The organism is Nocardia neocaledoniensis, assembly GCF_029868625.1.
In the GTDB taxonomy this organism is placed as follows: Bacteria; Actinomycetota; Actinomycetes; order Mycobacteriales; family Mycobacteriaceae; genus Nocardia; species Nocardia neocaledoniensis_A.
In genome coordinates this window covers 1-22,591 of sequence record NZ_JARWOJ010000035.1, presented here as the reverse complement: position 1 = coordinate 22,591, position 22,591 = coordinate 1, and the positions used below count along the sequence as shown (strand labels likewise).

Annotated in this window: 21 protein-coding genes; 11 read left to right on the top strand and 10 right to left on the bottom strand. The window is 68.3% G+C overall.

Translation table 11 applies throughout. The annotated features are described in order from the left end of the window. Window positions 1–141: 141 nt before the first annotated feature. Entirely contained in the window at window positions 142–1,290 is a 1,149-nt protein-coding gene (locus QH270_RS01660) for an alpha/beta hydrolase family protein (protein ID WP_280338564.1), read from the bottom strand. A 475-nt stretch (window positions 1,291–1,765) separates the two neighbouring features. Here QH270_RS01660 and aceA point away from each other — a divergent pair, with 475 nt between their 5' ends. The 9 genes from aceA (at window position 1,766) to QH270_RS01615 (ending at window position 13,143) form a co-directional block, all read left to right on the top strand. Next, the gene (gene aceA / locus QH270_RS01655) at window positions 1,766–3,055 is read left to right on the top strand and encodes an isocitrate lyase (RefSeq protein WP_280338563.1); all 1,290 of its coding nucleotides are present in this window, start codon (window positions 1,766–1,768) and stop codon (window positions 3,053–3,055) included. 160 nt (window positions 3,056–3,215) lie between these two features. Next, on the top strand, window positions 3,216–4,085 hold the full coding sequence (locus QH270_RS01650; RefSeq protein WP_110039131.1) for a 3-hydroxybutyryl-CoA dehydrogenase: 870 nt from the start codon (window positions 3,216–3,218) through the stop codon (window positions 4,083–4,085). Window positions 4,086–4,309: 224 nt separating this feature from the next. Beyond that, window positions 4,310–6,634 (top strand): 5-methyltetrahydropteroyltriglutamate--homocysteine S-methyltransferase, encoded by a 2,325-nt coding sequence (gene metE / locus QH270_RS01645; RefSeq protein WP_280338562.1) that lies wholly within the window; start codon window positions 4,310–4,312, stop codon window positions 6,632–6,634. 144 nt (window positions 6,635–6,778) lie between these two features. Further along, window positions 6,779–7,279 carry a DUF4365 domain-containing protein gene (locus QH270_RS01640; protein ID WP_280338561.1) on the top strand — a complete coding sequence of 167 codons (501 nt, stop codon included), beginning with the start codon at window positions 6,779–6,781 and terminating at the stop codon, window positions 7,277–7,279. Then, on the top strand, window positions 7,276–8,346 hold the full coding sequence (locus QH270_RS01635; RefSeq protein ID WP_280338560.1) for a hypothetical protein: 1,071 nt from the start codon (window positions 7,276–7,278) through the stop codon (window positions 8,344–8,346). The genes QH270_RS01640 and QH270_RS01635 overlap by 4 nt, the downstream gene beginning before the upstream one ends. A 28-nt stretch (window positions 8,347–8,374) precedes the next feature. Further along, window positions 8,375–8,968, top strand: coding sequence for a hypothetical protein (locus QH270_RS01630; RefSeq protein WP_280338559.1), 594 nt, complete (start codon window positions 8,375–8,377; stop codon window positions 8,966–8,968). Next, window positions 8,965–12,108: an ATP-binding protein gene (locus QH270_RS01625; protein WP_280338558.1), complete on the top strand. Its 3,144-nt coding sequence runs from the start codon at window positions 8,965–8,967 to the stop codon at window positions 12,106–12,108. Before QH270_RS01630 ends, QH270_RS01625 begins: the two co-directional genes overlap by 4 nt. Window positions 12,109–12,181: 73 nt before the next feature. After that, window positions 12,182–12,568, top strand: coding sequence for a VOC family protein (locus QH270_RS01620; protein ID WP_432420273.1), 387 nt, complete (start codon window positions 12,182–12,184; stop codon window positions 12,566–12,568). Then, window positions 12,568–13,143, top strand: coding sequence for a TetR/AcrR family transcriptional regulator (locus QH270_RS01615; RefSeq protein ID WP_280338556.1), 576 nt, complete (start codon window positions 12,568–12,570; stop codon window positions 13,141–13,143). The genes QH270_RS01620 and QH270_RS01615 overlap by 1 nt, the downstream gene beginning before the upstream one ends. Here the strand turns inward: QH270_RS01615 and QH270_RS01610 are convergent. Continuing rightward, on the bottom strand, window positions 13,133–13,864 hold the full coding sequence (locus QH270_RS01610; RefSeq protein ID WP_280338555.1) for a ZIP family metal transporter: 732 nt from the start codon (window positions 13,862–13,864) through the stop codon (window positions 13,133–13,135). The genes QH270_RS01615 and QH270_RS01610 overlap by 11 nt on opposite strands. A gap of 8 nt (window positions 13,865–13,872) precedes the next feature. Beyond that, entirely contained in the window at window positions 13,873–15,060 is a 1,188-nt protein-coding gene (locus QH270_RS01605; protein WP_280338554.1) for an AI-2E family transporter, read from the bottom strand. A gap of 85 nt (window positions 15,061–15,145) precedes the next feature. Here QH270_RS01605 and QH270_RS01600 point away from each other — a divergent pair, with 85 nt between their 5' ends. After that, entirely contained in the window at window positions 15,146–15,394 is a 249-nt protein-coding gene (locus tag QH270_RS01600) for a hypothetical protein (protein WP_280338553.1), read from the top strand. Here QH270_RS01600 and QH270_RS01595 read toward each other — a convergent pair. Beyond that, window positions 15,391–16,443, bottom strand: coding sequence for an NAD(P)-dependent alcohol dehydrogenase (locus QH270_RS01595; protein WP_280338552.1), 1,053 nt, complete (start codon window positions 16,441–16,443; stop codon window positions 15,391–15,393). The genes QH270_RS01600 and QH270_RS01595 overlap by 4 nt on opposite strands. 116 nt (window positions 16,444–16,559) lie before the next feature. Here QH270_RS01595 and QH270_RS01590 point away from each other — a divergent pair, with 116 nt between their 5' ends. Beyond that, window positions 16,560–17,648: a S1C family serine protease gene (locus QH270_RS01590; protein ID WP_280338551.1), complete on the top strand. Its 1,089-nt coding sequence runs from the start codon at window positions 16,560–16,562 to the stop codon at window positions 17,646–17,648. On the opposite strand, the gene QH270_RS01585 is transcribed toward QH270_RS01590, so the two are convergent. The 6 genes from QH270_RS01585 to QH270_RS01560 all read right to left on the bottom strand — a co-directional run bounded on the left by QH270_RS01585 (window position 17,645) and on the right by QH270_RS01560 (window position 22,375). Then, a complete protein-coding gene (locus tag QH270_RS01585; RefSeq protein ID WP_280338550.1) occupies window positions 17,645–18,211 on the bottom strand; it encodes a vitamin K epoxide reductase family protein in 567 nt (188 codons plus the stop codon). The two genes, QH270_RS01590 and QH270_RS01585, sit on opposite strands and share 4 nt — an antisense overlap. After that, window positions 18,208–18,957 carry a DsbA family protein gene (locus QH270_RS01580; protein WP_280338549.1) on the bottom strand — a complete coding sequence of 250 codons (750 nt, stop codon included), beginning with the start codon at window positions 18,955–18,957 and terminating at the stop codon, window positions 18,208–18,210. The genes QH270_RS01585 and QH270_RS01580 overlap by 4 nt, the downstream gene beginning before the upstream one ends. An 83-nt stretch (window positions 18,958–19,040) precedes the next feature. Further along, on the bottom strand, window positions 19,041–19,886 hold the full coding sequence (locus QH270_RS01575) for a PPK2 family polyphosphate kinase (RefSeq protein ID WP_280338548.1): 846 nt from the start codon (window positions 19,884–19,886) through the stop codon (window positions 19,041–19,043). A gap of 15 nt (window positions 19,887–19,901) precedes the next feature. Then, the gene (locus tag QH270_RS01570; RefSeq protein WP_280338547.1) at window positions 19,902–21,359 is read right to left on the bottom strand and encodes an alanine/glycine:cation symporter family protein; all 1,458 of its coding nucleotides are present in this window, start codon (window positions 21,357–21,359) and stop codon (window positions 19,902–19,904) included. A gap of 36 nt (window positions 21,360–21,395) precedes the next feature. After that, window positions 21,396–22,028 carry a class I SAM-dependent methyltransferase gene (locus tag QH270_RS01565; protein ID WP_280338546.1) on the bottom strand — a complete coding sequence of 211 codons (633 nt, stop codon included), beginning with the start codon at window positions 22,026–22,028 and terminating at the stop codon, window positions 21,396–21,398. Next, entirely contained in the window at window positions 22,025–22,375 is a 351-nt protein-coding gene (locus tag QH270_RS01560) for a hypothetical protein (protein ID WP_348537626.1), read from the bottom strand. Before QH270_RS01560 ends, QH270_RS01565 begins: the two co-directional genes overlap by 4 nt. Window positions 22,376–22,591: the final 216 nt, after the last annotated feature.

The window sequence follows — 22,591 nt, the reverse complement described above, 5'->3', positions numbered from 1 at the left end:
AAACCCCGCCCTATAACACAGCCCGAAACCGTGGCTAACCCCCCACCCACCCTCATAATCCCCGTGCCCCGCCCGCGCACCGTTCCCGGGGCCGTTTCCTGTCTGGCCGGGCCCGCACCAGGCGGGGCGAGCGTTGCGTTGTCAGGCGAACAGGCCCCGGACGAAGGGGAGGGAGTCGGGGAGGGACGCGTTGACGGCTCCGTCGTGGTCGGTGGGGTAGGTGTGGAGGGTGACGGGTTCGCCGGTGGCGGTGAGGGTGGCCGCGTAGCGGAGGGTTTCGGGGGTGACGACGTCGGTGTCGTAGAGGCCCTGGCCGAGGAACAGGGGGCGGTCGAAGCCGGATTCGGGTAGGCCCATGTAGCGCGCGAGCAGGCCGTGCAGGTCGGGGATGCTCGACAGCGGGCGCGCGAACATGCTGCCGATCGACGGCTTCGCGGCGGCCAGTTCGTCGCCGAGGGGACCGATGCAACTGGTGGTCGCGCGGTCGAGCCACGTGCGGCCGGACTCGGTGAGCAGGCCCTCGATATCCAGGTCGGGGAAGGTGGTGCGCAGGCCGTTGAGGATGTAGAGCACGTAGGCCGACAGGTGTGAGCTCAGGGCGACCGGCGGCATGCCGGGGCCGATGAGCTGGATGACGTCCTCGATGTAGGCGGGTACGCCGGTGCCGACCGCGCCACGATAGTCCAGGCCGGGTCCGCCGAATTCGGTAGCGTAGCGGGCGGTGAACACCGCGGCGCCGCCGCCCTGGGACTGGCCGACGACGGCCCAGCGGTGGGACAGTTCGCCGTACCGCTCGGTGGCGGCGCGCACCCCGTCGACCACGTTGTGCGCCTCGACGACACCGTTGAGGTACGGGTGCTCGCCCGGTCCGCCGAGTCCCGCGTAGTCGGCGGCGACGACCGCGTAGCCCTGGCTCAGCCAGGTGCCGAGATAGGCCCAGTCACGCTCGACCGCCGCCGGACCGGCCACGCTGTAGGCGCAGTCGTCGCCGAGACCGACGGTGCCGTGCGCCCACGCGATCACTGGCCAGCCGCCCTCGGGCACGGGTCCGGCCGGGAAGTACACGGCCGCGCTGGTGGTGGTCGGCTGGTCGCCGGCGGTGGTCGAGCGGTAGATCAACCGCTCGGCACGCGCCGAGCCGGGCGGCGTCGCCGCGGCGGACAGCGCCTCGACGCCGACGACGGTCCCCGCCTGCGCCCCCGCGGCCGTCGGCACCAGACTCACCACGGCCGTCGCCGCGACCACCGCCAGCGCGACCTTCGACGTGGCCACGATCCTCGAAATCCTCATGGGGTCACTTTCGCGCCTAGGCGGTCGGGTGTCCAGAACGAACGCGCCTCGCCCGATTCAGTGACGACACGCACACCATTCCTGCCCGGCGTGGTCTGTGAATCAGCTCACAGAGTGGAAGGGTTGGGCGTGTCGGGCGGTACCCGACCGGTCGGCGCAAACAGTACGGGCGTTATGCTAAAACTCCTGGTCAGCGCTACCGGTCGGTAGGCGCGATGCTTGCAATCCCGAGGCAAATTTCGCAAAGTTAGCAACAGCGGCGGCAAACCTAGCTGAGATTCACACAAGCAACAGGTAGACGGCTATTTCCAGGTGTGCCATCGTGTGGAAGTACACCCCTCAGGCATTGGCTAGTCCTAGCAAGCCTGCAAATTGCGCCAGCAGTACGAGCCGCGCAACCGAAAGCGTTCAGCCACCGGTTGATTCACGGCCCGCACCGCAGGGCACCGACCACACCGAGGAAGTGGAGTCAGAGATGTCGACTGTCGGCACCCCGAAGACCGCTGCGGAGATCCAGCAGGATTGGGACACCAACCCGCGCTGGAAGGGCATCACCCGCAACTACACCGCCGAGCAGGTCGTCGCCCTGCAGGGCAACGTTGTCGAGGAGCACACCCTCGCCCGCCGTGGCGCGGAGATCCTGTGGGACCTCGTGAACAACGAGGACTACATCAACTCCCTCGGCGCCCTCACCGGCAACCAGGCCGTGCAGCAGGTCCGCGCCGGCCTGAAGGCCATCTACCTGTCGGGTTGGCAGGTCGCCGGTGACGCGAACCTGTCCGGCCACACCTACCCCGACCAGTCGCTGTACCCGGCGAACTCGGTCCCCTCGGTGGTCCGTCGCATCAACAACGCGCTGCTGCGCGCCGACGAGATCTCCAAGGTCGAGGGCGACACCTCGGTCAAGAACTGGCTGGCCCCGATCGTGGCCGACGCCGAGGCCGGCTTCGGTGGCGCGCTGAACGCCTACGAGCTGCAGAAGGCGATGATCGCCGCTGGTGCCGCCGGTGTCCACTGGGAGGACCAGCTGGCCTCGGAGAAGAAGTGCGGCCACCTCGGTGGCAAGGTGCTGATCCCGACCCAGCAGCACATCCGCACCCTGACCTCCGCGCGTCTGGCCGCCGACGTCGCCGACGTGCCGTCGGTGATCATCGCCCGCACCGACGCCGAGGCCGCCACCCTGCTCACCACCGACGTGGACGAGCGCGACCGTGAGTTCCTGGACGGCACCCGCACCGCCGAGGGCTTCTTCGGTGTGAAGAACGGCATCGAGCCCTGCATCGCGCGTGCCAAGGCCTACGCCCCCTACGCCGACCTCATCTGGATGGAGACCGGCGTGCCGGACCTCGAGGTCGCGCGCAAGTTCGCCGAGGCCGTCCGCAGCGAGTTCCCGGACCAGCTGCTGGCCTACAACTGCTCGCCTTCGTTCAACTGGAAGGCGCACCTGGACGACGCGACCATCGCGAAGTTCCAGCGTGAGCTCGGCGCGATGGGCTTCAAGTTCCAGTTCATCACCCTGGCCGGCTTCCACTCGCTCAACTACGGCATGTTCGACCTGGCGCACGGCTACGCTCGCGAGGGCATGACCGCGTTCGTCGACCTGCAGGAGCGCGAGTTCAAGGCCGCCGCCGAGCGTGGCTTCACCGCCATCAAGCACCAGCGTGAGGTCGGTGCCGGCTACTTCGACACCATCGCCACCACCGTGGACCCGAACACCTCGACGGCCGCCCTGAAGGGCTCCACCGAAGAGGGTCAATTCCACTGATCCCCAGGGGTTGCTTTGAGTAGCAACGTCTTTCCTCTACCTCGGTAGGGGTGTACGCCCTCCCACGCCGAACAGCCCCGGCGTGGGAGGGCATCCCTATACTTTGGTCGTCATGACCTCCCCAGCCACCCCAGAGCCAGACACACAGCAGGAGCGGGACGTGAGCAGCGAGAAGATTCAGCGCGTCGGCATCATCGGCGCCGGACAGATGGGCGCGGGCATCGCGGAAGTGTGCGCACGCGCGCACGTCGACGTCCTCGTCTACGAGACCACCCGTGAACTCGCCGCCGCCGGTCGTGCGCGGATCCTGCGCTCGCTGGATCGTGGCGTGAGCAGCGGCAAGATCACCGAGCGCGAGCGGGAGCAGGCGGCCTGGCGGCTGCGCTTCACCTCCGACCTCAGTGATTTCGCCGATCGCCAGCTGGTCGTGGAGGCCGTTGTCGAGAACGAAGAGGTCAAGACGGCCATCTTCAGCGAGCTGGACAAGGTCGTCACCGACCCCGACGCCGTGCTCGCCTCCAACACCTCCTCCATCCCGATCATGAAGATCGCGGTGGCCACCGCCAACCCCGAGCGCGTGGTCGGTCTGCACTTCTTCAACCCGGTTCCGGTGCTGCCGCTGGTCGAGCTGGTCACCACGCTCAAGACCAGCGAGCCGGTCGCCCGCCGCGCCGAGCTGTTCGCCGCCGACGTGCTGGGCAAGCAGGTCGTGCGTTCGGCCGACCGCTCCGGTTTCGTCGTCAACGCGCTGCTGGTGCCGTACCTGCTCTCGGCCATCCGGATGGTCGAGTCCGGCTTCGCCACCAAGGAAGACGTCGACAAGGCCATGGTGCTCGGCTGTGCCCACCCGATGGGCCCGCTGGCGCTCACCGACCTCGTCGGCCTCGACACGGTGAAGTCGATCGCGGACTCGATGTACGCCGAGTTCAAGGAGCCGCTGTACTCGGCGCCGCCGCTGCTGATGCGCATGGTCGAGGCGGGCCTGCTCGGCAAGAAGACGGGCGCCGGCTTCTACCAGTACGGCAAATAGGTTCGCTCACCCGAGGCCACCGTCATCACCGACAGCGCGATGACGGTGGCCTTCGGCCTTTTCGGGGGTGTTTGCAGGGGGAACGGCGAAGGGCCGTGCTCGCGGCCTAAGCTGCTGTAGCCGGAGCTGCTCGCGCGGCCCGGCGCTATGTCGAGCGCAGCGATGTGCGACAACCGGCGGAGTCCGGGCGACGCGCAGGTGATCGAAAGGGAGTATCGGCGGTCATGGTCAACGTCACCGATGGATTCGGGTCGAGCGTTCTCGGATACCCGAGGATCGGTCCGCACCGCGAGCTCAAGCGTGCGCTCGAGTCGTACTGGCGCGGGTCGCTCGAACGCGAGGAACTGCTCGCGGTGGGCCGCGACATCCAGGAGCGCCAGTTCAGCGAGCTGGCCGCGACCGGACTCACGCAGGTCCCCGGCAACACCTTCTCCTTCTACGACCACATCCTCGACAACGCGCTGCTCTTCGGCGCGGTGCCGTCGCGGTTCGCCGAGTACCAGGCGGGCATGGATCCGCTGGACTTCTACTTCCTGATGGCCCGCGGCAACCCCGACCTGCCGCCGCTGGAACTGGTCCGCCTGTTCGGCTCCAACTACCACTACCGCCAGCCCGAACTCGACGCCGACACCACGTTCTCGCTGCACCCCGAGGCCCTGCTCGACGAGTGGGACCGGGCGATGGAGCGCGGGATCGAACTGCGTCCGGTCGTGCTCGGGCCGGTGTCGCTGCTGTTGCTGTCCAAGGCCGGACACGTGCCGGGCGAGGCCGAGTTCGACACGCTGAGCCTGCTCGACAAGCTGCTGCCGGTCTACGAGGAGCTCTTCGAGATCCTGGCCAAGCGCGGCTCGACCTGTGTGCAGCTCGACGAGCCCTGCTTCACCGGTGAGCGCTCGGAGGCCGAGCTGGCCGCGTTCGAGAAGGCCTACCAGCGGCTGTCGAAGGCGCCGCTGCGCCCGCGCATCCTGGTCACCGGCCAGTACGGCGATTTCGGCGAGGCCCTGCGCATCCTGGCCGCGAGCAATGTCGAGGCCATCGGGCTCGACCTGGCCTCCTACCGGATGACCCCGGAGGAACTGGCCGCGATCCCCGGGATCAAGCGCAAGCGGATCTACGCCGGTGTCATCAGCGGTACCAATGTGTGGCGCGCGGATCGTTACGTGACGCTGAACTACCTGCACTCGATCGCCGAGGTGTGCCCCGACCTGGTGGTGTCCACCGGCACCACGCTGCTGCACGTGCCCTACGACGTGCTCGCCGAATACGACATCGACGGCAACGTCGCCGACCGGCTCGCCTTCGCCAAGCAGAAGGTGGGCGAGGTCGTCTCGCTGGCCAAGGCGCTCACCGAGGGCCCGTCGGAGAACTGGCGCAAACGCCCGACCGAGGTGCACTTCAAGCAGAAGCACGCCGTGCGCCAGCGCGTCTACGCGATCACTCCCGACATGCGCGAGCGCGAACCCTACGTGGAGCGCCGCGCCGCGCAGCAGGAACGGCTGAACCTGCCGCTGGTGCCCGCCACCACGCTCGGCTCGTTCCCGCAGAGCGGCAAGCTGCGCCAGGCCCGCCACGAGGTGGATCAGGGCAGGCTGTCCGAGCAGGACTACCGCAAGCAGGTCGAGGCCGAGATCGAGGCGACGATCCGCCTGCAGGAGGACATCGGCCTCGACGTCTTCGTGCACGGCGAGCACGAGCGCAACGACATGATCCAGTTCTTCGCCGAGCAGCTCGACGGCTTCGCCACCACCCGTTTCGGCTGGGTGCAGGTCTACGGTTCGCGCTGTGTGCGTCCGCCGATCATCTACGGCGACGTGTCGCGGCCCGCGCCGATGTCGGTCGACTGGACCACCTACGCGCAGTCGCTCACCGACCGGCCGGTCAAGGGCATGGTCACCGGTCCGGTCACCATGCTGGCCCGCTCCTTCGTGCGCCAGGACCAGCCGCTCTACGAGACGGCCGACCAGGTGGCGCTGGCCATCCGCGACGAGGTGGTCGACCTGGAGAAGGCCGGGATCGCGATCATCCAGGTCGACGAGCCCGCCATCCGTGAGCTGCTGCCGCCGCGTCCGCAGGGCCGCGAGGAGTACCTGCGCTGGGCGGTCGGCGCGTTCAAGCTGGCCACCTCCGGCGTGCGGGCCGACACCCAGATCCACACGCACATCGGCTATTCCGGCCGCACCGAGGTGGTCGACGCGATCGAGCAGCTCGACGCCGACGTCACCGCGATCGTGGCGACCCGCTCGATCGAGTGGGTTATGCAGGCCCTCACCGAGGACGTCGCCACCGGCCACGGCCTCAGCCACGGTGTCGGCCCCGGCGTCTACGAGAGCCGTTCGGCCCGCATCCCCGACATCGACGAGCTCGACGAACTCCTCACCCAGGCCGCCAAAGCCGTGACCCCCGAACGCCTCTGGGCCAACCCCGACGGCGGCCTCAAAACCCGCCACTACTGGCAGCTGGACCCGTCCCTGCGCAACATGGTCGCCGCCGCCCGCCGAGTCCGCCGCCGCGCTCTGGCCGCCGAAGCGGAATCCGCCCCGGCGGAGTAGCCGACCCAGCCTGAGGAGGGGCGCACCGACTTCGGTGCGCCCCTCTTTCGCATCTGCTGCTGAAGATTGCTGAATGCCAGCGGTTTTCGGTGGCGCGGACTACAGTTCGCTGCGGTGGTGCCGGGTTGTCCAGGAGGGGTCGCGGTGCTGGATCCGAATAGCCATCAGGGGAAGTTCGGCGAGGATTATGTCCGGGTGCTCGCGTCGGCGGCCGGGCTGGTGTGGTCGACCGATGACGTCGATGTCGACGGTGTCGACCTGTGTATCAAGCAGCCGGGACGGACTCGGTACGGGTTCTCGCCGCAGATCGAAGTGCAGATCAAGACGGTGTCGCGACCGAAGTATCGGCACGGTCGACTGATCTTTCCCGGCTTGAGCCACACGCAGTTCAACCAGCTCGCCGGGACCGACTTCGCGGTTCCGCGTTATCTTTTCGCCATTCACGTCCCGCCCGCCGCCGACCGGTTCGCCGACACGATCACCGGTGCGCTGATGCTGCGGCACTGCGCCTACTTCTTGTCACTGCGCGACCGGGACCGTTTCGCCGTCGACAACCCCAAGCGCAAGGTCACGGTCGGCATCCCGGTCAGCAATATCCTCGATGTCGACGCGCTGCGGGCCCTTGTCGCCGGATCGCCGCGGTGACGGCTGTGTCCGCGATGCCACGCCGCGACGAGGTGATCGGGTACCTGCGTGCCCAAGGATGGCGGCACCTGGAGGAGTGGCGCAACGGCCAGGTCTGGACCCACGGCGAGTTCGATGTCTTGGTGCCAGACGGCGAGGTCGCCGACACGACCGCGCGGATGCGCGCCCTCGTCCGCTGTGTCGCCGACTTCGAGCAGCGCCCCGCGGAAGTCGTTGTGCGCGATATCGTCTCGGGCGGAGTCGATGTCATCGGGTACGCGGCCGGAGCCGCGGGAGACGAGATCTCCCTCGAGGTGGGCACCGCCGCGCTGGCGGCCCTGCGCTCGCTGTTGATGGCCTGCGCCGATCAGGCCGCCGGTGAGATCAGGGCGGCCTCGATGCGACGGATGGCGGTGGCCGAACTGCTCGGAGCGACGACGTTGTCGCCACGGCGCGACGTCTTCGGCTTCGACGTGTTCCTCGCCGGCCCCGGGTCCCGGCTGGGGCGTAGTTCGGCCGTTCGGTTGCTCGACCTGGCGGCCACCGTCCAGCAGGCGGCGAGCGGTGTGGGCGACGCCGCGTTCGGGCTCGCCCGCGAGATACGCAACGACACTGTCGAGGCGTTCGGCGCGCTCGGCTCGGCAGATCGTGGCCCCATTCGGTTCGAATTGAGTTTCCGCTGGTCGAGGCAGGTTCCACGGCCGGACATCGTGGTCGAGTTCGCCACCGAGGCGGTCGCCAGGCTTCCCGAGCTGCTGGTCGTCGCCGCAGCGGCCCCGATGTCCGGCGAAGCGTCGCTCGACGCGCAAGAAGTCGAATTGGCGGCGGTGGTCGACGGCACCGTGGTCGGACTCGACATCGATGACGGCCGCAAGGCGACGGTGCGCGGTGTGCTGTCGATCGACGGAACGAGCACCGGTCGGCAACGGCGTATCAGCGTGCACTTGCGCACCGATGAAGAGTACGTGAATGCCCTTGCGGCCCTTCGCTCCCGCGCCAGGGTGCGAGCCGTGGGCAGCTTCGACGGCAAACGTGACCTGAAAGCCTCCGAAAACGGATTCATCGTGCTGGAGCACGGCGGATCGTAAGAGAACGGATCGAACATTGTCGGATCAGTTGAGCGCCCGTGAACGTGCTGTCCTGCTGGTATTGATGGCCGAGGCCAGGGAACTCACCAACGCCGAGCTATCCGCCGTGGCGGGAGTGAAGCTCGATGGCCAACCCCGGCTTCGGCTCAATCGGCTGGGGCTGGTCGACAGCGTGAAGGTCGGGCGCGCGCTGGTGCACGAGCTGACGGAGGCCGGGGCGCAGTGGTGCACGCGGGAGCTCACCAGCCCGCCACCGCCCGGGTCGGGTTCTTTCGGTGGTGCGCTCTACGCGGTCCTCGCCGGTCTGCATCGGCATCTCGACGTCAGTGGCCAAGTGCTGTCGGAAATCTTCCAGCCCGACGTCGCCGGGCAGATCACCCGGAAGTACGCCGAGCTCACCAAGGGCAAGCCTGACCAGGTCCGCCTCGCCGAATTGCGTACGCGGCTGCCACACATCCCGCCGGATGACTTCACCGCCGCTGTCACCAGGCTGGCCGAGGAGGACGGTGTCCATGTGCGTGCCGAGGCCGATCGTAAGACCTTGACCGAAGACGATCACGCGGCCGCGGTGATACTCGGCGGTACCGCGCGGCATCTGCTGACGGTGGCGGCGTCGCGGTGAACGAGCAGGAGCGCCGGGCACTGGCGCGGGTGCAGTTCAGCACCGCACTGGACTCCGATTCGATCTGGCGACCGCAGAACCATCATGTGGAGGATCTTCACCGCACGGCCTCGGCGGAGATCGTCAGGGCCATCGGATTGGCCGAGGACCGGCCCGAAATCGCGCCGACCGGCTTCATCATCAACGGCGATCCCGGCGTGGGGAAGACACATCTGCTCGGTTGGATCCGGCAGTACGTGCAGGAGCGCGACGGCTTCTTCTTCATGCCGAAACTGATCGATGGCGCCTCGTTCTGGGACGGCGCCGTCCACGGTGTGACGAACAGGCTGACCGGCACCGATGGCGGTCAGCTGCGCCGGCTCCTGGTTCGGCTGGCGACACGGGCGGGTTGCGACCCCGAACGCACGGCACGGATCGCTGGTCCGATGCGGCCCAAGCCCGAGGATCTCACGCGTTTCCTGGACGACCTGAGCATCTCGGAACCACAGCTGGCTTATGAGTGCCAGGACACGCTGCGCGCGCTGGTGTTGTTCCGCGCGGGCGGAACGTTGCGCGACGTCGGCGACAGCTTTCTCGTCCTGCGGGAACCGCTCGACGAGGATGTCGCACGGGAATGGGGATTCCGGCGTGGAAACCGCAACGCGCAGTTGATCTTCCATGACCTGATCCGGCTGTTCGCGGCGGCGGGCCCGGTGGTGGTCGCGCTCGATCAGATCGATGCGGTGATGGCGGAGTCCGCCACGGCAGGGGGAGCGGGGACGGCTGATCACGCGGCCAGTCTGATGAAGCTGCGGGAAGAGACGGTGCGCACGATCATCGTCGCGGCGTGCATCCCGACGACGTGGCACTACCTCAAGCAACAGGGGGTGTCCTCGGCCGCCGACCGTTTCACCGAGCTGTACCTCGACACGGCGCTGCCCGGCGCCCAGGTGGCGGCGGCGGTGGTCGCCGGTCACCTGGCGGTGCAGTACGACGAGGTCGATTTCACTCCGCCGTACCCGACCTGGCCCATCTCCCCGCGCGCTTTCGCGGCGGGTGAGGTGAAGCACTACACCCCGCGTCGGCTTCTGCAGTTGGTCGCCGACCATGTGCGGGACTGCCTGGGCCGGAACGAGGTACGTGAACTCGTCGAGTTCACCGAACGCGACAGCGCCGCCGCAACGGCTCCGCCGGTACCGCTGGCGGACCCGAGTCCGTTCGACGAGCGGTTCGCCGCCCTGCGCGCGGCCGCCGACATCGTCACCCCGCTCGATCCCGCCAGGGAGGACGAGCTCATGGTTGGTCTGCTCAACGCCGCCCTGCAGTGCTTCGTCCTGGAACGTCCTGGCCGTGACGACCTGAAGATCGACGACGCGACCTCCACCGGTCGGGCCGTGCACGCCCGGCTGCGCCGCACCATCGATCCGGTGCTCGAGGAGCAGGAACACTGGAGCTTCCGGGCGATCGGGCATTCGCATCACCTCGCTGTGCAATCCCGAATGCGTTCGGCCGTCATCGAATCCGGGATCGAGGCGGCGAACGACAAACGACACCTGACCATCCTGCGCAATATCGCCTTCTCGAACGGCCCCAAGACAGTGCAGATGCTGGACGATCTGCGCGCTGCCAATGGGAACGCTCTGAGCATCTCGCAGGACGATCTGCGCACGTTCACCGCGCTACAGCGGCTACTGGCCGATCCACAGCCCGGCTTCGACGCCTGGCTGGCACTGCGTGCACCGGCCGGGACATCGCAGCTGTTCCGCCGGGTCTTCGAGACGCTGCCCGAGCCATCGGGATCTAGCCCCGCGCCGGGCCAGAACGCACCCGGCCATGAAGCCGCCATCCATCCACCGGCGGAGCGCGTGGACACGGACGACGTGCGCGAGCACCCGGCTTCGCCCGTGCCCGCGGTGACGTCCACATCGGGGCAGGCGGCGGTCGCGCTCGGCCGGGGAATCGCCGACGAGCGGGTGTTCGGTTTCCCGACCGAGCAGCTGCGCAAGCATGTTTCGCTCTTCGCCGGCAGCGGTTCGGGGAAGACGGTGCTGCTGCGGCGATTGGTGGAAGAGGTGGCGCTGCAAGGTGTTTCCTCGATCATCATCGACGTGAACAACGACCTGTCCCGCATGGGCGACGCCTGGCCGCAGCCACCGTCCGGTTGGGAACCGGGTGATGCGGAGAAAGCGGCGCGATTCCTCGCCGAGACCGACGTGGTGGTGTGGACACCGCGTCGACAGGCCGGGCGGCCGCTGATCCTGAACCCGCTCCCGGACTTCTCCGCGGTCCGCGACGATCCGGACGAGCTGCGGACCGCAGTGGACGTGGCCGCCGCCGACCTGCTCGGGCGCACCGGGATCACCGGCCGCAAGCTGGATCACGCCCGCGCGGTTCTGCTGCAGACGCTCACTCACTTCGCACGCGGTGGTGACACGAAGCTGACCACGCTGATCGCGCTACTCGCGGATCTGCCCGACAACGTGAGCCATGTGCGCAACGCGGTCCAGCTGGCGAGCGAGATGGCCGATGGGCTCACCGTTTCCATGATCAACGATCCACTGTTCGGTGGCGACGGTGAACCACTCGATCCCGCTGTGCTGCTCACGCCAGCGCCGGGGAAGAAGGCCCGCGTCTCGGTGATCAGCTGTATCGGGTTGCCCGACGTCGACCAGCGGGCGACATTCGTCAGCCAGTTGCAGGTAGCGCTGTTCACCCATTTCAAGCGGAATCCGGCCGGGGATCGCCCACTCGGTGGGCTGCTAGTCCTCGACGAGGCGCAGATCTTCGCCCCGACCGGCAGGGAGACACCGGCGACCGCGAGCACCCTGATGCTCGCCGCACAGGCGCGCAAGTACGGGCTCGGCATCGCGTACGCGACTCAGGCGCCGAAAGGATTGCACAACAAGGTCGTCAGCAATACCGCGATCCAGTACTACGGCAGGCTCGGCACGGCGGTGCAGATCCAGGCGGCCAAGAGCATCGCTGCGACCTGGGGCGGAAACGTCGACGACATCGGCCGGCTCCGCGCGGGCCAGTTCTACGGGGCCACCGAGGGACGAGCTTTCCGCAAACTGGCGATTCCGATGTGCCTGAGCCACCACCCGCCCAGCCCGCCCACCGAAGGGGAGGTGCTCGATCGCGCTAGGGAAGTCCGCGACTAGCCCTCCCGTTTTATTACGGTACGTACTGTACTGTTGAGTCATGGACACGATTTCCTGGCCGGATTCGTTGCGCGTGGCGCAGGTGCGGATCGCGCGGCCTACCGATCGGCTCGATGCTGTGGTGCGGTTCTATGTCGAGGGGCTGGGGCTGCGGGAGTTGTATCGGTTCGAGAATCACGCGGGGTATGACGGGGTGATGGTCGGGTTGCCGGGGACCGGCTATCACCTCGAGTTCACGACGCATGTCGACGGGAGTCCGGGGGCGGCGCCCAGTGCGGAGAATCTGCTCGTGCTGTATTTCGAGGGGGAGGCGGCGATGTTCGAGGCGGTTCAGCGGTTGGGGGAGTTCGGGGTCGAGCCGGTGGAACCGGAGAATCCGTACTGGGCGGCCAACGGGGGCATGGCTTTTCCCGATCCGGACGGGTGGCTCGTGATGCTCGTGCCGAGGCCGGTGTTCTGATGGCGGGACGGGTGCGGGAGGAGAGGATCGACGCGGCGGTGCTGGCCGCGACGCGAGAAGTGCTCGACGACAACGGGTATGCCGAGCTGTCGATCGGGGAGGTGGCCACCCGGTCGGGTGTGCATCGGCCGGCGATCTACCGGCGGTGGCCGTCGAAACGGCACCTGGTGGTGGCGGTGGTCGCCGAGCTGCTCGGGACGCGGCCGACGCCGGACACCGGTGACCTGCGGGCCGACCTCACCTCGGCTCTGCGTGAGTTGGTGGCAGCGCTGCGCGACACCTCGCTCGATCGGGTGCTGCCCGCGCTGGTCGCCGACCTCGCCAACGATCCCGAACTGCGCGAACACTTCCTCGCGACCGTCTTCGAGCCGCGCCGCGAGACGACAGCGGCGGCGTTGCGGGCGGCGATGATTCGCGGTGAGGTCGACCCGGACATCGACCTCGACTTCGTTCTCGACACGGTCGCGGCGCCGATCTACTTCCGCGCGCTGTTCGGGCATCTGCCGCTCGACGACGCGCTCGTCGACGCGTCGGTCGAGGCGGTGTTGCGGGTCGCCGCGCCCGTCAGTGGCTGATCGCGGCGACCACGAACATGGCGCCCACACCGAGGACGGTGAGCAGCAGGGTGAGCCGCGACGGGTGTTCGGCGTGGGCCTCGGGCAAGATGTCGGCGGTGGCCAGGTAGAGCAGGAACCCGGCGAAATAGCCGAGGTACAGGCCGATCCACTGCTCCGGCACCTTGATGAGGGTGCCCAGGATCGCGCCGACCACCGGGGCGATCGCGTCCAGGCCGAGCAGGGTGAAGGCGCGTTTGCGTGCGCTGCCGTAGAGGGTCGGGATGGTGAAGGTGTTGAAGCCGTCGGCGAAGTCGTGGCAGATCACCGCGATCGCCACGGAGAGGCCGACAGTCGCGCCCGCCTGGTAGCCGAGGCCGATCCCGAAACCGTCGAGCGTGCTGTGGAAGATCAGCCCCGCCGCCGCGAGCAGGCCGACCGACTCGAAACCGTGGTGGTGGGTGCCGAATTCCTGCTCGTGGCCGGTGTGGATGGCGACGGCGCGTTCGATGATGTGCAGGCTCATGAACCCGACGACCGCCGCGATGAGCACCGCCGGCACCCCGTGCACCTCGGCGCTCGACTGCTCGAGCGCCTCGGGGATCAGATCGAACGCCACCAGGCCGAGCATCACGCCTGCCGCGAGACCGAGCACGAGATGCTTGCGGTCACCGATGCGCATGGCGACGAAGCCGCCGAGCAGCGTCGACAGCATGGAGACCAGCGACAGCACGATCGCCATGGGCGGGCCTACTCGCTCGACGTGTCGGTGGCGGGTTGCTTGCGCTCCTTGCGCTTCTTCTTCGGCGGCGTCTCGGATTCCTCGGTGACCTCGTAGCGGCGGACGTACGCGCCGGCGAAGCCCTGGATCGTCGCGGTGACCGGAATGGCCAGCAGCGCGCCCGTCGGCCCGAGCAGGGCCGCACCCGCGATCACCGCGCCGAAGGCCACCGCCGGATGCATGTCCAGGGTGGTCGCGGTGATGCGCGGTTGCAGCACGTAGTTCTCGAACTGCTGGTAGGCCACGATGAACAGCAGGATCCACAGCGCCGTGATCGGGTCGTGCACCAGCGCGACCAGCACCGGCAGCGCACCGGCCAGGTAGGTGCCGACGGTCGGGATGAACTGCGAGACCACACCGACCCACAGCGCCAGCGCGAACGCCGACGGCACATCGAGCACCCGCAGCGCGACATAGTGCGCGACCGCCGAGCACAGCGCGAGCAGCGCGCGCGAATAGATGTAGCCACCGGTCTTCTCGACCGCGATATCCCACGCCCGCAGAACGTGTTTCTGCTGCTTGGGCGGCAGCAGCGAGCACACCCAGGTGCGGAAGCGGGGACCGTCGGCGGCGAAGTAGAAGGTGAACAGCAGCACGCCGAGCAGCTGGAAGATCGCGCCGATCGCGACAGTGCCGATGCCCCAGACGTTTCCGGCCAGCCCGACCAGATAGCCCTCGATCGTGGAACTCCACTCCGAGGCGTACTTCGTGAGGTCGGCGCCGGACAGATCCTGATGGAAGGTTTCGTTGATCCAGTCGACTACGTCCTGGATGTAGTCGGGCGCGTTCTTCACCAGCATGGTCACCTGGCTGACCAGCAGCGCGCCCAGCGTCCACACGAACGCGACGATCACCACCAGCAGCACGGCGAACACCAGCCCGGTGCCGGCGCCGCGCCGGACACCGCGCGCGGCAAGCCAATTCACCGCGGGTTCGATCGCGAACGCCAGGAACAGCGAGACCATCAGGACGACGAGCAGTCCCTGCATCTTCGCGAGCACCCAGAACGCCGCGATCAGCCCCGCCGCGGCCAAGGCCACATAGAGCAGGGCGCGCGGCAACCACCGCGGTGGCGTGCGCGTCGACCAGGTGGTCGGCAGCGCGTTCGCCTGCGGTGCCGCGGGGCCAGCGGGAGTCGGTGTGTCGTCGGCAGCCACGCGACAACGGTACCGAGATCACCCAGCGAAGGCCCCGCGGCGCGCACGATCGCGCCTATCGTCGGCGGCGAGGAAAGGACCGACGATGGATCCGCGACGAATCGCGCTCAACCGCAAGCACAGCATCGAGATGGGCCGCCGCTTCACGGAGTTCACCGATATCCATCCCGAGATCGATTTCGAGGTCGAGGGCGCGGGGATGACGGCGGAGCAGGACGCGGCCTGGACCGCGTTCAGCGCCGACCTGCTGGCCAGGCACCAGGCGGAACGCTCGGCACTGGCCGACATCCTCGAAGCCGAGCGTGCCGCGGCCGCCGCGGGCAGTGCCGACTAGATCGTGGCGGTGTCGATGACGAAGCGGTACTGGACGTCACTGGCCAGGACCCGCTCGTAGGCGGTGTCGATCTCGTCGGCCGAGATGAGCTCGATCTCGGCGCCGATGCCGTTGGCGGCGCAGAAGTTCAGCATCTCCTGGGTCTGGGCGATGCCGCCGATCATCGAGCCGGCCAGCGAGCGCCGGAACGCGGCCAGGTTGCGGCCGGTGACGCTGAGCGGCTGATCGGGCAGGCCCAGGATCACCAGGGTGCCGTCCAGGGCGAGCAAGCGCAGGTAGTTGTCGATCGGCAGGTTCGCCGAGACGGTGTTGATGATCAGGTCGAACGAGCCGCGCAGCTGGCGGAAGGTCTCCTTGTCGCTGGTGGCGTAGTAGTGGTGCGCGCCCATCCGCAGGCCGTCGTCGCGCTTGCGCAGCGACTGGCTGAGCACGGTGACCTCGGCGCCGAGCGCGGCGGCGATCTTCACCCCCACGTGCCCGAGCCCACCCATGCCGATGATGGCGACCTTCTTGCCCGGTCCGACGTTCCAGTGCCGCAGCGGCGAGTACAGGGTGATGCCCGCGCACAGCAGCGGCGCGGCGACATCGAGGCCGATGCCCTCGGGGATGGCGACGACGAAGTTCTCGGTCACCACGATCTGGGTGGCGTACCCGCCCATCGTGTACCCGCCGGGTTGCACGGATTCGGGCACCGGGTTGTTGTAGGTCCAGGTGGCGCCCCTGGCGCAGTACTGCTCCTCGCCGGCCAGACACGGCACGCACTTGCCGCACGAATCGACCAGGCAGCCGACGCCGACCCGGTCGCCGACCTGGTACTTGCGCACGTTCGACCCGACCGCCGCGACGATGCCCGCGATCTCGTGACCTGGCACGCACGGGTATTTCGCGCCGCCCCACTCGTCGCGCGCGGTGTGGATGTCGGAGTGACAGATCCCCGCGTATTTGATGTCGATCAGGACATCGTCGGGACCGAGGTCCCTGCGCTCGATGGTGACCTTCTCGAAGGATCCGTCGGCGGCGGGGATGGCGTAGGCGGCAGCGGTGCTCATGGAGTCATGCCTACCGCCGCATGCGTCGTTTGCCAACCGGCACGCCCGGATCGAGACCGGACGGCCCGGATTCCGGGTCACAATGGAAGAGTCGGCTCGCGAGAGAGGACAGGCGCGTGCACGCTGTGGGTCGGGTGTTCGTGACGCTCGTCGTCGCGCTGATCGGCGTGTGCGCGTTCCTGGGCTATCGCGGTGAGTTGGCGTTGCCCTGGCAACCACGGGCGGAGGAGTATCTCGCGGTGGCCGAGCCACCGCCGCCGGTTCCGCTCGACCCGGTGCTGGTCGCGGCGCAGGTGGAGCCCGCGCTGGTCAACATCTCCGTCGATGCCACGCTGTTCGGGGCCGACGCCGCCGGGTCGGGGATCGTGCTCACCGCCGACGGGCAGATCCTGACCAGCCATCACGTGATCAAAGGTGCCGACGAGGTCTCGGTGACCGATATCGGCAACGGCGTGGTGTACCCGGCCACCGTGCTCGGGTACGACTCGACCGCGGATATCGCGCTGTTGTCGCTGGCCGGTGCGAGCGGATTGCCGACGGCTCGGCTGGGTACCTCGTCCGACCTGCGGATCAGGCAGGACGTGCTCGCCATCGGTGACGCGGGCGGCGACGGCGGCGAACCGACCGCGGTCGCCGGGCCGATCACGGATCTGGACGCCAGCATCGTCGCGATGAACTCGGCCGACATGTCCAGGAAGTCGCTGCGCGGGATGGTGCAGATCGCGGCGCCGGTGGTGGGCGGGCAGTCCGGTGGCGCGCTGGTCGACGGCGGTGGCGCGGTCGTCGGCGTGATCACCGCGGCCTCGGGGGAGCGCACCCCGGCCCAGCGGCGCGACACACCGGCCACCGGGTACGCGGTGCCGATCGATACCGCCATGCGGATCGTCACCCAGATCCGCTCCGGCGTGCCGACCGAGACCGTCCACATCGGCCCGACGGCCACGCTCGGCGTGCAGATCGTGGACGCACGACCCTCGGGCGCCGAGGTGAGCTGGGCCCTCTACGGCCAGCCTGCCCGCGCGGCCGGAATCACCACCGGCGACGTGATCACCGCCGTCGACGGCGTCGCGATCACCACGGCGAAGGCGCTGAGCGCCGCGATCGGCGTGCGCCGCCCCGCCGATCGAATACGGCTCGACGTCACCGCGCCCGACGGCAGCACCCGCGTGGTCGAGGTGGTGCTGGCCAGGGGCACGCCCAACTAGACCAGGCTCAGCCAGTAGTCCTGGAATTTCAGGAAGACCAGCAGCAGGACGACCGCGTAGAACACCACGACCAGCGTCCAGCGCCACTCGGCGAGGATGCCCATCACGCCGCGGGAACGTCCCCAGGTCTCCTGGGTGGTGACCGCGAACAGGATCGGCGTCGCCACCCACACCACCATGCAGTACGGGCACAGCGCGTTGATCCGGTACAGACTCTGGAAGATCAGCCAGCAGATCGCGGCGACACCGAGCACGGTCCCCAGCCACAGCCCGCCCCAGATCCAGCGCGGGAACCCGACACTGACGACCGCGAGCACGCCGAGCGTCACCACAACGGAGAACCCGACGATGCCGAACAGCGGATTCGGGAAACCGAACACCGCCGCCTGGTCGGTCTTCATGATCGACCCGCACGACAGCACCGAGTTGATGCTGCACGAGGTGACGTAATCCGGGTCGACGAACAGCTTGAATCGCTCGACGGTGAGCGTGAACGACGCCAGCCACCCCGCCGACCCGGCGATCAGCAGCAGCCACGCCGAGCGGGCGGGGGCGGTGATCACTTCGCCGCGTCGGCGATCACGGACGCCAGGCCGTTCTTGGTGAAGATCGCGTCGGTCTGGTTGAGCTGCCCGTTGATGAACACCGACGGCGTCGACTCCACGCCGCTGTTCAGCGTCTGCTGGGTGACCTGGGTGATGTAGTCGTTGTACGGCTTGTCGTCGATGCAGGTGGCCACGGCCGGATCGGTGTAGCCGACCTCGGTCGCGATCTGCACGAGCTGCTCGTTGGACAGGCCCGCGCCGCCCTCGGCGGGCTGCTTGGCGAACATGGTCTGCAGCCAGGTCTGGTACTTGCTCGGATCCGACTTGGCGACGCAGAACGAGGCGTTGGCCGCCCGCGAGGAGTACTGGTTCGTCGAGGCCTTGTCCAGGAACGAGATGACCTGGTATTCGACGACCGCGGTGCCGTCGGCCGCGGCCTGCGCCAGCGCCTCGCCGTTGGCGGCCTCGAACTGCTTGCAGGCCGGGCACTGCAGGTCGGCGACCACGCGGACCTTCACCTTGGCGTCCGGATTGCCGATGCGGACCGTGCCCGTCTCGGTCACCGAGCCGCCCGTCGCGGGAAGCTGCGCCACCGAACTCGACCCCGACGCGGAATCGTCGTCGGAGCGGTTGACCGCGATCCCGACGCCGATCGCGGCGACCAGCGCGACCAGCACACCGGCCACGCCGATCTGGATCGCGATCTTGCGCCGCTTGTCGGCCGCCTCGGCCGCCGCCAGTGGGTTCTGCTTCCCGGTGCTCACCGTTGTCACACGCCTTTCGTTCGTAGTCTCCCCACCTCGGACATCATGCGGGCCGAACCTGAGAGTTTCTTCAACGCTCGGGATCAGGACTCGTCGAGTCTGCGCAGCTGCTCGGCGACGTCGAAATCGGCGGTCGGCCAGTCGAGATCGAGCCTGGTCAGCGCGTCGATCAGCAGTTCGGTGACGGCCAGGCGCGCGTACCACTTGCTGTCGGCGGGCAGGACGTACCAGGGCGCGTAGTCGGTGTTCGTGCGGTCGAGCAGCACCTGGTACGCCTTCTGGTACTCCGGCCAGTGGGCGCGCTCGGTGATGTCGGAGGGGTTGAATTTCCAGTGCTTGTCGGGGCGTTCCAGCCGCTCGCGCAGCCTGCGCTTCTGCTCGTCGAGGGAGACGAACATGGCGACCTTGATGATCGTGGTGCCGGCGTCGGCGACCTCGCGTTCGAAGGTGTTGATCAGGCCGTAGCGCTTCTCCCATTCGGACGCGGGCACGAGATTGTGCACCCGGACCACCAGCACGTCCTCGTAGTGGGAGCGGTCGAAGACGCCGATCTGTCCTGGTACCGGCAGCCGCTTGCGGATGCGCCACAGGAAATCGTGCTGCTTCTCCTCCTCGGTCGGCACGCCGAAGGACGCGTGGTCGACACCCTGCGGGTCCACCGAGCCGATGACGTGACGCACGATGCCGCCCTTGCCCGCGGTGTCCATGCCCTGCAACACCAGCAGCACGCTGCGCCGATCGCCGGTGCGCCCGTTCGCGAACAACCGCTCCTGCAGGTCGGAAAGCACCAGACCACGCTCGACGAGCAGCTTCCTGCCGAGCTGCTTGTCACCGGTGAAGCCCGGCGTGGTCGACGGGTCGAGATCGGCCACGCGCTGACCGTCGGCCCGCAGTGCGGAGGTGACCGGTTCGGCCCAGTGTTTCGCCATTTCCCATGCCTACCACTAGCGCGGACGATCGACCGGCAAGCTCGACGCAATCGTTGCCTGCCAGCAGGCCACCCCGGCCGGATCGGCGATCTCGGCCCGGTGCACGTAAACCGGGTCCACACCGGTTGCCTGCTGCGCGCGATAGTCGGCGAGCAGGCGGAACGCGACGGCGCCGAGCGGGATGATCGCGGCCAGATTCACCAGCGCCATCACGCCCATGAACACATCGGCGAGGTTCCAGATGAGCGCCACCGACCCCAGCGCGCCACCGAACACGGCCACCAGCACCAGCACCCGGAAGGCGGTGAGCGCCTGCGGTTTGTCGGTGATGAACTCGATATTGGCGCGGCCGTAGTAGAAATTGCCGATCATCGAGCTGAACGCGAGCATGAACACCACCGCCGTGAGCACGTGCCCGGCCCAGGTGCCGAGTTCGGTGCGCAGCGCGGTCTGGGTGAGATCGGCGCTGCGCCGCTCGGACAGGTCGGGGTCGCTGGTCAGGATGATGAACGCGGTGATCGAGCAGATCAGCAGGGTGTCGAAGTACACGCCGAGCGACTGCACCAGGCCCTGCTTCACCGGGTGCGACACATCGGCGGAGGCCGCCGCGTTCGGCGAGGAGCCCAGACCCGCCTCGTTGGAGAACATGCCGCGCCGGATGCCCTGCGCGATGGCCGTGCCGATCCCGCCGCCCACCACCTCGCGCAGACCGAACGCGCCGCCGACGATATCGGCGACCACGCGGGGCAGATCACTGATGTTCAGCGCCACGACCGCGATCCCGAGCACCAGATACACCCCGGCCATGACCGGGACGAGCACCTCGGTGATGTGGCTGATCCGGCGCACCCCGCCGAAGATCACCAGTCCGAGCAGGACCACGAGCCCGAGCCCGACCAGCGGGGCGAACCAGTCGCCGTCCAGCCCCGACAGCGAGGCGCGTGAGGTGGCGATGATGGTGTTGGACTGCACCGCGTTGAAGACGAAACCGAAGGTCACGGTGATGATGACCGCGAAGGTCAGACCCTGCCAGCGGCGGCGGAGACCGTGCTCCATGTAGTACGCGGGCCCGCCACGGAAGGTGCCGGGCTCGTGCTCGGGGCGCTTGTAGAGCTGGGCGAGCGTGGACTCCACGAACGCCGAGGCCGCGCCGAGGGTCGCCATCGCCCACATCCAGAACACCGCGCCCGGTCCGCCGACGCTGATGGCGGTGGCCACGCCGGCGATGTTGCCGGTGCCGACGCGCGCCGCGGCCGAGATGCTGAACGCGCCGAACGCCGACACCGACTTCTTGCCGTCGGCGGCCGTCTTCCCCTTCTCGGTGACCGCGCGCACCATCTCCGGCAGCATCCGCAGCTGCACGACACCGCTGCGCAGCGTGAAGTAGAACCCGGCGACGATCACCAGCGGGATCAGCAGCCAGTTCCAGAACACGTCGTTGATGTCGACGACTACCGAGTTCACCGCGTCCATGCCGCGAAGGCTACCGCCGAGCTACCCCGGAATCGCTCAGGCGGGCTTGGTGGCGTCGACGTATTGCATGAAACGGTGTACGCGCTGGTCGATCTCGATCAATCCGGCCTCGGCGAACAGGTTCGGGAAGGTGTCGCGATCGAACAGGCGCAGCCCGCTCAGCCCCGCGGCGGCGGTGCCCGCCTTGCCGAACAGGTTGTCCTCGCGGTAGCTGGTGGTGATGGCGATGCGGCCGCCCGGCGCGAGCACCCGGATCATCTCGCGGGTGGCCGCGAGCGGATCGGGGATCAGGTACAGCGCGCCGAAACAGCAGACGGCGTCGAAGGTTCCGTCGGCGAAGGGCAGTACGCGTGCGTCACCGCGGACGTATCCGACGCGTGGCCCCGCGTTGTCGGCCACGGCCTTGGCCAGCATCGGCTCGGAGTAGTCGAGGCCGGTGACGAAGCCGTCGCCCGCCAGGAAATCGCTCAGGTACCTGGTGAAATTGCCGGGGCCGCAGGCGAGGTCGAGTACCTTCTTGCCGCCACGCAGGCGCAGGGTGTCGACCGCCTCGCGGCGGTCGCTACCGGTGGTGCGACCGCTCGCGAGATAGAACAGGGTGGGTCGCCAGGCGTGCTCGTACACCGCGGCCACCGCGGGCACGTTCATCGCGACACGGGCCAGATTCACTGCCGCGCGACCTCGATGGTCATCCCGGCGGCGCGCAGCCGCTCGGTGAGCGCCTCGCCCATGGCGGAGGCGGGAGTGAGAACGCCCGCGCGTTCGGGGAGTTCGTCGAAGGCCAGGCACAGTCCGCTCTGGCCGAGCAGGACGGCGGTGGCCTGGTAGCCGGGGTCACCGGTGCCCGAGAAGGTGGCCTGGTACTTGGCGCCGGAACTGGTGCGCGCGAAGGTCTTCATGGCGAACCAGCCGCTGCGCCGGGCCTCTTCGCTCGGGCCGGTGCCCGGCTTGGGCAGGATGCGGTCGAGCAGCTTGCGGCCCAACGAGACTCGCGAGAGCACCGCGCCCGAGGCCATCCCGGCGACGATGCCGCCCGCGATACCGGCCGCGACCAGCGGCGCGGGCGCGGGGGGGGCCCCCGGGAAGACATAGCGGGTGGGGGGCAGGGTGGGGGGGGTTTTGCCAGGCTTTTTTATTCCCCCCCCCCTTTTGGGTATTTATTCCCTTTTTGTCCCCCTGGGCTTTCCCCCCCCCCGGGGTTTTTCTTTTCCGGCCCCCCCGGGGGCCTGCTC